This window comes from Stenotrophomonas sp. SMYL86 (assembly GCF_036320025.1).
Taxonomy (GTDB): domain Bacteria; phylum Pseudomonadota; class Gammaproteobacteria; order Xanthomonadales; family Xanthomonadaceae; genus Stenotrophomonas; species Stenotrophomonas maltophilia_A.
Window position 1 is genome coordinate 21,592 of record NZ_JAWIRU010000014.1, and the last position, 8,865, is coordinate 30,456.

The following is an 8,865-nucleotide window of genomic DNA, read 5'->3' on the forward strand; positions in this document are numbered from 1 at the left end:
CCCTTCCACGCCGCAGTACTCGAACGTTACGGAAAAAGGGGACGGAGGGGATTAAGTCGCAATCCCCCAATCTGCCGTTTACGACTTAATCCCCTCCGTCCCCTTTTTTGCGAGGAGGCGCCAGCTGGCGAGGCTGCCGTAGAGCAGCAGCAGGACGGTGAGGGTGATCAGTTCGTGGCTGACTTCGGCCAGGCTGGCGTCCATCTGGTTCAGGCGCACCATCAGGTTGATGCCCGAGGTGGTCGGCAACAGCTGCGCCAGCCAGACCAGCGGTTGTGGCGTCATCACTGCCGGCCACGACAGGTTGGCCAGGAAGAACAGCGGGATCGAGGTGGCGATGATGTACTGGAAGGCGCGTTCGCGGGTGCGGAAAAAGCTGCCGACGAACAGGCCGAAGGCCACGGTGGCGGCGATGAACAAGGTGCCGCCGAGCAGCTGGCCCAATGGGTTGCCGCCGCGCGGATAGTCCTGCACCCAGGCGGTGAAGCCGGCGTAGTAGAACAGGCCGAACAGGCCGATCAGGCCGAAGCCCAGTGCCATGCCGGCCAGCGTCGGCAGGTCGAAGCGCAGGCGCCGGCCGAGCGCGAGACGACGGCCGCCGAGCAGGACGCCGATGCCCATCAGCAGCGTCTGGTGCACGATCAGCTCGGCCACGCCGGGCACGATGGCGCTGCCATAGCCTTCCTGGGTGTTGTACAGCGGGCGCTGCACCAGCGTGACCGGTGGTGCCTGCGGTGCGCCCATGAAGGCGGCCTGGCCGACCACGGCATCACGTCCGAACGCGCCCAGTGCATCGGCCACGCTGCCCAGCACCCAACTGGCACGGCCCAGGTAGGCGCCGTTGCCGAGCAGCACCAGCTTGGCCGGATGGCCGCGCAGGATGTCGCGCTCCAGGTTGGCCGGGATCAGCACGATGCCTTCGGCGTGGCCGGCTTCCAGCTGCTGGCGCGCGCTGTCGATGTCTGCCGGTTGCCCGACCACGCGTGCGACCCGCAACGCGTCGAGCTTTCGCAGCAACTCGCGGCTGGTGGCACTGTGGTCTTCATCCACCACCAGTACCGGCAGGTTGCCGGCCACCTGGTGGCGATACGCGGCCGGGTAGAAGAACGAGTACAGGATTACCGCGCCGACCATCACTACGATCGCATAGCGGTCGCACAGTACCGCCATCAGGGTCTGCCGCAGGCTGCGCCACAGTGCGCTCATGCGTCGGCCCCCGCCGGTTGTGCGGCTTCGGGCGTACGCGCGAAGGCGATCAGGCGCAGCCCACCGATGCCGCCAGCCACCACTGACATCAGCAGCAACGTGGCCAGCGGCCATACCGAAACCTGCAGCGGCGAACCGATGAACTGTAGCTGGGTCTGCAGCTTGATATAGGCGCTGAGCGGCAGCAGCTGATGCCAGACGCGGGTGAATAACGGCCCGTCCAGCACCGGGAAGGTGGCGCTGGAAAATGCCAGTGCAGTACCGATGCTGAGGCCGACCGCGGACAGCGCGGTACCCATGTCGCGGGTGACGCCGACGAAGAACAACGCGTAGGCGGCAGTAGCCAGGTAGAACAGAGGTTGTGCGAGCAGCAGCAGGAGCACGCTGCCGGCCACACCGTCGCCGCGCAGCCAGGCCAGGTAACCGATGCCGAGCGCGCCATACAGCGAGAACAGCAGGACGTACGGCGCGATCTTGCCGGCAATCGCCGGCCACGGTGTGCGGCCGAGCCAGGCGGGCAGGCTGCCGTCGCGGATCTCGCGGCCGAGGCTGCCGGCCACCGCAAGTGCCAGCACCAGCGACAACACCGCCGGGAAGATCAGCGGCAGCAGGAACAGCTCGTAGCTGCGCGCCGGGTTGTACAGGATGTCCGACTGCACCGCGATCGGTGCCGCACGCAGCTTGCCCGGGCCGACCTGCAGGCCGATGCGCTCGCGCAGCAGGCGTGCGTTCCAGGCCGAGACCGCGTCGCCGATATCGCGCGCCGCGGACTGGCCGGTGGTCATGTAGGTGGCGTTGTAGTAGGCGAACACCGTGCCCTGGCGTCCACGCAACGCCTGCCGGGTGACATCGCGCGGCACCAGTACGATGGCGAATACATCCAGCCGACGCAGCTGCGAACGTGCATCTTGCATGTCCGCAGGCTGGCTGGCGATGCGCACGCCGGGGCTGGCATCGAGCATGCGCAGCAGCAGGCGGCTGTCGCTGCTGTGGTCGAGGTCGACCACGGCGATCGGGATGTCGCGCATCACCGAGGGCGTGAACATCCACGCCATCACGGCCAGCATCAGCAGCGGCAGCAGGGTGACCAGCAGCAGGTCGGCGCGGTTGCCGCGCAGCGACCGCAGCTCGCGCCGCCAGCTGGCGGCGAAGCTGCTGCTGTCGGGGCTCAGTGCTGGGGCCATGCGAACAGCACGCTCATGCCGGGGCGGAAGCCCTCGATGCGGCGTACCGGGCGCACCCGCACCTCGAAGCTGCGGACGTCGTAGCCGGACGACTGGCGGGTGGTCCGCCAGGTCGCATAGTCACCGGCCGGATTGATGAAATAAACCTCGAACTCGCCGTCCTGGCCAAGCGCCGGTACGCTGCCCTGCAGCTTGCTGCCGACCTTCAGGCCCTGCATCTGCGATTCGCGCAGGTTCATCGCCACCCACATGCGGTCGATGTCGACCAGGGTGAACACCGGATAGCCCGCTGGCACCAGTTCGCCGGGGTCGGCCATGCGCTTGTTGATTTCGCCGGCGACCGGCGCGCGCCCTTCCACTTCGACACGCGCGGCGTTGACTTCGGCCACCGCGCCCTGTGCCTGCTGCACCTGGCCCTGCGCGGCACGCTTGTCCTGCTCGCGTGCGCCGGCCAGGGCCATGTCGTACTGCGCGCGGGCGGCGCGGGCCAGTTCTCGCGAGCTGGTGGCCTGGGCATGCGCTTCATCGCGCTTCTGCCGTGTCATCACCCCTTCGTTGAACAGGTTCTGCACGCGCTGGTAGGTGGCTTCAGCCAGCGTCGCACCGGCTTCAGCCCGCTTCCAGTTCGCTTCGGCGGCGCGGATGTCCTCGCTGCGCGCACCTTCGTCGGCCTTGTCGGCCACCGCCTGTGCGGCGGCCAATGCGCCGTGCGCCTGCTGCTCCTTGGCGGTCACTTCGGGGCTGTCGAGCAGGAACAGCACCTGCCCGGGCTGCACGCGGTCGCCCTCGCGCACCTTCAGTTCGGCCACGCGCGCGGTGATCTTGGCGGCCACGTTGATCGTGTCCGCATCGGCCATGCCCTGGATCTGGTCGGCCGGACTGCGCCAGGCCAGCCACAGGCCGAGCACCACCACGACCAGCAGCACCACTATCAGGATCGGGCCCAGACGGCGCTTGGCCGGGGGCGTCGTTGCATCGTCGTGCAGCACATCACTCATGGTCGATCACCTCGTCCGCACGGCGCCGGAACTCTTCGAAACGGTCCATCTGTCCACTGACCTCCAGCAACTGTGCCAGCGCAATATCGTATTGGTAGGCGGCCTGTGCGCGCTCGACGCGGGCGCCGCCGAGGCCGAGCCGCGCGTCGATCACATCCAGCGAGGTGGCCTGGCCTTCGCGGAACGCCAGCTCCTGCAGGCGCAGGTTTTCCTGTGCCTGGGCGATGCTGCTGTCGAGCAGCACGTACTGCTGGCGTGCGGTTTCCAGCTCGTTCCAGGCCTTGCGCACGCCCAGTGCGACCTGGTTCTCGGCCTCGCGCAGGCCCGCTTCGGCCTGTTCCTGCTGTGCACGCGCGGCGCTGATCTGCGCCGGCCGCGAGTTCGGCGACAGGAAGGTGTACTTCAGGCCGATGCCGAACGCCCAGTCCGGATCGGTCAGCATCTCGTCGCGGCGGCGGAAGTCGTACTGGCCGAAGGCGAAGATCTGCGGCTTCAGCTTGGCCTGCTGCACGCGCACGCCCTGTTCGGCCTGCGCCACCATCGCCCGCAGGCGTGCGATCTGCGGCTGGCGCGCCTGCGCCGTGCGCTCGAAGCTGGCCACCGGTTCCAGCGGCACGCGCTGCACGAACAGCGGCGACACCGGCTGCACCTCGCCACCACTGCGCAGCAGCGTGGCCAGCGCGGCCTTCAGCGTGGCCAGGTCGTTCACCGTCTTCTGGTATTCGCGCTCGGCCTTGTCGCGGGCCACGGTGGCCTGCAGGCGCTGGGCGCGGGTGGCGAAGCCCTCGCGTTCCAGCTTCTCTGCGTCGGACAGGTGGCGGTTCAGGCCATCGCGTACGTCGCGCCGCACATCCACTGCCTGCTCGGCCAGGCGCTGGCCGAAATAGGCCTGGGCCAGCTGCACGGTCAGCGATTGGCGTTGTGCTTCGCGTTCGGCACTGGCCTGTTCGTGGGCGGCGCTGGCCGCGCGTTGCGCGGCCGGAATCACGCCGCCGGTGTACAACGGCAGCACCGCGGTAACCACGGGCCGGGTACGCCAGTCGCGTTCGGTGAATGACAGCGGTGAGTCGATGCCATAGGCCTCGGCGACAGGTGCCAGCGAACCCAGTGGCAGGGTGAGGGTCTTCTGGAACTGCAGCCGGCGCACTTCGCCGGTGATCTCCGGCAGGCGCAGCAGGCGGGTGGCGTCCTGAAGGTCCTGCTTGTTGCGCACCGCTGCATCAGCGGCGGCCAGTGCATCGGAGACCTGCTCCAGGCGCTGGCGTGCCTGTTCCCAGTCCAATGCGGGTGCATCGGTGAGGCTCTGCGCCGGCACAGCCAGGGGCAGGCAGGCTGCCAGCGCCAGCGCGGCCTTCGCGCCGTGCATCCTTGTACGTCGGCCGTTCACGCCCATGCCGTCCCAATGGTGAAGAAGTGCGCAAACGGTAGTGCGCGCGGCGTGAAGCCCGGGTCTGCGGTCATTGGATTGTCCTCATCGTAGGGTGCCGCTGGCTGCAGTGCGCAGCGCCTGGGTGATGTGCTGCAGCGTGCTTGAGCGTACGGCGGCATGCTGCCAGTACAACGGCACATCGAGCCAGCGGCGGGGTTCCAGTACCACCACGCGGCCCGCGCGCACGGCGGGCGCGACCAGGGTTTCCGGGGCCATGCCCCAGCCGAGTCCGCACGCAGCGGCTTCGACGAAACCGGTGGAGGAGGGCAGGTAGTGTAGCGGTGGCTGCAGGCGCGCGCGGGTCAGGCGCCGCACGAAGCGCCATTGCAGTTCATCCTTGCGGTTAAACACCAGCATCGGTGCGCGCGCCAGTGCCGCAGCCTGCATGCCGTCGCTGAAGTACTGGCGGGCGAAGCCGGGCGAGGCGACAGCGTGGTAGCGCATGGCGCCGAGCGGATGCACGTTGCAGCCCTTCACCGGCTGGCTTTCGGCAGTGACCGCGCCGAGCACGCTGCCATCGCGCAGCAGCTGCAGGGTATGGTCCTGGTCATCCATGCGCAGGTCGAACAGGTAGCCATGGCGCTGGTGCAGGTCGGCGATGGCCGGTACGAACCAGGTATCGAGCGAGTCATCGTTGACCGCCAACGGGATCGGCGTGCGCGCTGCATCGCTGCCGCGTTCGGGCAGCAGTTCGGCCAATGCCTCGGCCTCCAGCGCCTGCATCGGCCGGACCCGGCGCAGCAGCGCTTCGCCTGCGGCGGTGGGCCGGCACGGTGCCTGACGTACCACCAGTACCTGGCCGAGCCTGTCCTCCAGCGCCTTGATCCGTTGCGACAGGGCCGACGGGCTGATCGACAGGCGGCGTGCCGCGGCGTCGAAGCTGCCTTCTTCCAGCACCGCAGCAAACGCGGCCAGTTGCGGATGTACCAGATCCATGCCGGTGCCTCTTCAGTTTTCCTGCACAGGATAAAGAAAAATCAGATTGTCTAAACAGGGTCAGCGGCCGCACCCTGCGCGTCCCCTCGCTGCCTGGCCTGTCCTGATGTGGATCGCCGCTACCGCCGCCGGCCTGTTCGCAGGTGCCGGCCTGATCATCGCCATCGGTGCGCAGAACGCCTTCGTGCTGCGCCAGGGCCTGCAGCAGCGCCATGTGGGCAGGGTGGTGCTGGCCTGTGCCGGCGCGGACATCGTGCTGATCCTGGCCGGCGTCGGCGGCATGGGCGCGCTGGTGCTGCAGTGGCCGCTGCTGCTGCAGGTGCTGCGCTTCGGTGGTGCGGGTTTCCTGCTCTGGTATGGCCTGCAGGCGGGGCTGCGCGCATGGCGCGGTGGCAGTGCGCTGGCCGCCGCCGAGGCGCAGGGCGGCAGCGGACGGCAGGTACTGCTGACCTGCCTGGCCTTCACCCTGCTCAACCCGCACGTCTATCTGGATACCGTGGTGCTGCTGGGCAGCCTGTCCACGCGCTACCCGGGCGATCTGCGCTGGGCCTTCGCCGCCGGTGCCTGCGCCGCCAGCGTGGCCTGGTTCTGCACGCTGGGCTATGGCGCGCGCCTGTTGCAGCCGGTGTTCCGCAGGCCGGGCGCCTGGCGTGTGCTGGATGCAGGCGTGGCGATCTTCATGTTCTGCCTGGCGACGTTGTTGCTGCTGCGTCCTTTATCGCCATGAGTGCGTGACGTACGCCGGTGTTGCGTATGTGTTCCACCGGTACGGTTCACGTGGCCGGAAACAGCGCGGATAATGCGCGCCTGGTCGCGACCCCGCCGCGCATGCCGTCGTTCGGCAGCCCCCCGGTCGCCTGTGTTCTCGTTGTACGACCGCCACGGCGCGGCATCGGTGTTGCATGAAAGACAATCTACAGCTGCTCCTGTCCCACCTGGGGCGCACCTTCCTGTTCGGCCTGATGATGGCGCTTCCGCCTGCGTTGGCCTGGCTCGACATCCATTGGCTGGGCAATGCAGTCGGCGAGTGGTCGCTGGTCGAACTGACCCAGGAAGGCTTCCTGGTCGCCAGCGTGGCTGCCTTCGTCCGGCTTGCATTGCGACGTGCCGATGATCGGGCCTTTGCCGTTCTGGCGGCCGCGCTGTTCGCCTGCATGCTCCTGCGTGAAATGGATGAGGCGCTGGACCTGATCGCACACGGCTTCTGGAAGTACCCGGTGGCCGTGCTGATCATCGGCTCACTGGCCTGGGCCAGCCGCGACTGGCGCCGGGCCATGCCGGCGCTGGTGCGTTTTCTCGTATCCCGGCCGGGTACCGTGATGACGATCGGCCTGGTTCTGCTGCTGTTCTATTCGCGTCTGATCGGCATGACGTCGTTGTGGACCGGACTGCTGGGTGACCAGTACATCCGCGTGTTCAAGAACACCATCGAGGAGACCACCGAACTCCTTGGTTACACCTTCATTCTCGCAGCCAGCGTCGGCTATGTGGCACAGCGGGTACGCGAACCGCTGACGGCACGGAAGCGCGCCGTGCACGAGGGTGCCGGGATGCAGCAACGGCCACTCTAGGCGGCATCCACCGCGCACAACGGCGTCTCGCCGGGGCGCAGGGTCAGTACCCGCACGCCGGTGCGGGTGACCGCCACCGTATGCTCGAACTGCGCCGACAGCTTGCCGTCGCGGGTGTACACCGGCCATTCGTCCGGCTGCTGGCGGATGGCCGGCTTGCCCTGGTTGAGCATCGGTTCGATGGTGAACACCATGCCTTCTTCCAGCACCATGCCGGTGTTGGGATGGCCGTAGTGCAGGATCTGCGGCTCCTCGTGCATCTCCTGGCCGATGCCGTGGCCGCAGTATTCCTTCACCACGCTGTAGCCGTGGCTGCGCGCGTGGCGGGCGATGGCGTGGCCGATGTCGCCCAGGCGCGCACCAGGACGCACGGCGGCAATGCCTTTCCACATCGCCTGGTAGGTGGTCTGCACCAGCCTGCGCGCGGCGTAGTCGACCTCACCGACCCGGTAGGTGGTGCTGGAGTCGGCGATGTAGCCGTTCTTCTCCAGGGTGATGTCGAGGTTGACGATCTGGCCGTTGCGCAGCACGTCGGTGGTGCTGGGTACGCCGTGGCAGACAACGTTGTCGATCGAGGTGTTGAGCACGTACGGGAAGCCGTACTGGCCCTTGCTGGCCGGCCTCGCCTGCAGCTCATCAACGATCATGCGTTCGACGAAATCGTTGATCTCCATGGTGCTTCGGCCCTGCAGCGGTAGCTGGTCGAGTGCGGCGAACACCTCCGCCAGCAGGCGGCCGGATTCGGCCATCAGCGCGATCTCGTCGGGGCGCTTGATGATGCCCATCGGCTCAGACCTGTCCCGGCGGCAGCAACGGGGGCTGCACGCCGGCGGCGCGCAGCTCGCTGGCGACGATGTCCTGGAAGCTCAGCGTGGGGTTCAGCTCGCACAGCATGCCGACCCGGATCCAGAAGTTGGCCTGGGCGTTGATCGAGCGGCTGGAGACGGTACAGGCACGGCGCAGCTGGTCGTGCAGGGTGTCATCGATGTTGACGATGCCCATGGGCGGTCCCGAAGGGGTGGATATACGAAGCGTATATGATTCGTATATTCGACTCAAGGCCGCCCGGTTCAGCTCGCGTCGGTGGCGAAGCGCAGGCGGTTGCCGTCGGGGTCACGCAGCAGCATCTCGCGGCTGCCCCATTCGGTGTCATGCGGCGGTTGCTCGATCGGCACGTTGGCGGCGCTGAAGGCGCGGTGCAGGGCGTCGACGTCCTCGACGATGAAGTACACCGCGCCGCCGACCTCGCAGTCGCCGCTGTGTTCGGTGAGGAAGATCGTCTGGCCGTCGCGGGTGAGCTGGGCGAACAGCGGAAAGCCGGGTTCGAAGCGGTGTTCCCAGTCAACCACGAAGCCTAGTCCCTGCACGTAGAACGGCAGGGTGGAGTCGGCGTGGCGCATGCGCAGCTGGGGGATGACGGTCTGGGCCATGGCGAGGGCTCCTGGGGCAGGCGTCCAGTGTAGTGGCGGGGGGGGGGGGGGCGCCCCCGGGGCCCCGGCGCACAACCGGTGGCGGCCCCCCGGCCGCCCCCCCCCCCCCAC

General features: G+C 68.0%; 10 protein-coding genes. 2 read left to right on the forward strand and 8 right to left on the reverse strand.

Annotated features, from left to right (window positions below):
- Positions 1-78: 78 nt before the first annotated feature.
- From V3B64_RS15165 to V3B64_RS15185, 5 genes are all read right to left on the reverse strand, one after another.
- The gene (locus tag V3B64_RS15165) at positions 79-1,206 is read right to left on the reverse strand and encodes an ABC transporter permease (protein ID WP_329914398.1); all 1,128 of its coding nucleotides are present in this window, start codon (positions 1,204-1,206) and stop codon (positions 79-81) included.
- Positions 1,203-2,390 (reverse strand): ABC transporter permease, encoded by a 1,188-nt coding sequence (locus V3B64_RS15170; protein WP_329914399.1) that lies wholly within the window; start codon positions 2,388-2,390, stop codon positions 1,203-1,205. Before V3B64_RS15170 ends, V3B64_RS15165 begins: the two co-directional genes overlap by 4 nt.
- Complete coding sequence (locus V3B64_RS15175) at positions 2,375-3,388, reverse strand: efflux RND transporter periplasmic adaptor subunit (RefSeq protein WP_329914400.1); 1,014 nt, start codon at positions 3,386-3,388, stop codon at positions 2,375-2,377. The genes V3B64_RS15170 and V3B64_RS15175 overlap by 16 nt, the downstream gene beginning before the upstream one ends.
- Positions 3,381-4,781 (reverse strand): TolC family protein, encoded by a 1,401-nt coding sequence (locus tag V3B64_RS15180; RefSeq protein WP_049399623.1) that lies wholly within the window; start codon positions 4,779-4,781, stop codon positions 3,381-3,383. Before V3B64_RS15180 ends, V3B64_RS15175 begins: the two co-directional genes overlap by 8 nt.
- Positions 4,782-4,859: 78 nt before the next feature.
- Positions 4,860-5,753, reverse strand: coding sequence for a LysR family transcriptional regulator ArgP (locus tag V3B64_RS15185; protein WP_329914401.1), 894 nt, complete (start codon positions 5,751-5,753; stop codon positions 4,860-4,862).
- A gap of 106 nt (positions 5,754-5,859) precedes the next feature.
- On the opposite strand from V3B64_RS15185, the gene V3B64_RS15190 reads away from it, so the two are divergent.
- Positions 5,860-6,480, forward strand: a complete 621-nt coding sequence (locus tag V3B64_RS15190; RefSeq protein WP_049399621.1) for a LysE/ArgO family amino acid transporter — start codon at positions 5,860-5,862, stop codon at positions 6,478-6,480.
- 175 nt (positions 6,481-6,655) lie between these two features.
- Positions 6,656-7,324 carry a hypothetical protein gene (locus V3B64_RS15195; RefSeq protein ID WP_032127534.1) on the forward strand — a complete coding sequence of 223 codons (669 nt, stop codon included), beginning with the start codon at positions 6,656-6,658 and terminating at the stop codon, positions 7,322-7,324.
- Here V3B64_RS15195 and map read toward each other — a convergent pair.
- The 3 genes from map to V3B64_RS15210 all read right to left on the reverse strand — a co-directional run bounded on the left by map (position 7,321) and on the right by V3B64_RS15210 (position 8,754).
- Positions 7,321-8,103: a type I methionyl aminopeptidase gene (gene map, locus V3B64_RS15200; RefSeq protein WP_180837980.1), complete on the reverse strand. Its 783-nt coding sequence runs from the start codon at positions 8,101-8,103 to the stop codon at positions 7,321-7,323. The two genes, V3B64_RS15195 and map, sit on opposite strands and share 4 nt — an antisense overlap.
- Before the next feature lie 10 nt (positions 8,104-8,113).
- Positions 8,114-8,326 (reverse strand): ParD-like family protein, encoded by a 213-nt coding sequence (locus V3B64_RS15205; RefSeq protein ID WP_005412680.1) that lies wholly within the window; start codon positions 8,324-8,326, stop codon positions 8,114-8,116.
- 68 nt (positions 8,327-8,394) lie between these two features.
- Positions 8,395-8,754, reverse strand: a complete 360-nt coding sequence (locus V3B64_RS15210) for a VOC family protein (protein WP_329914402.1) — start codon at positions 8,752-8,754, stop codon at positions 8,395-8,397.
- Positions 8,755-8,865 lie beyond the last annotated feature (111 nt).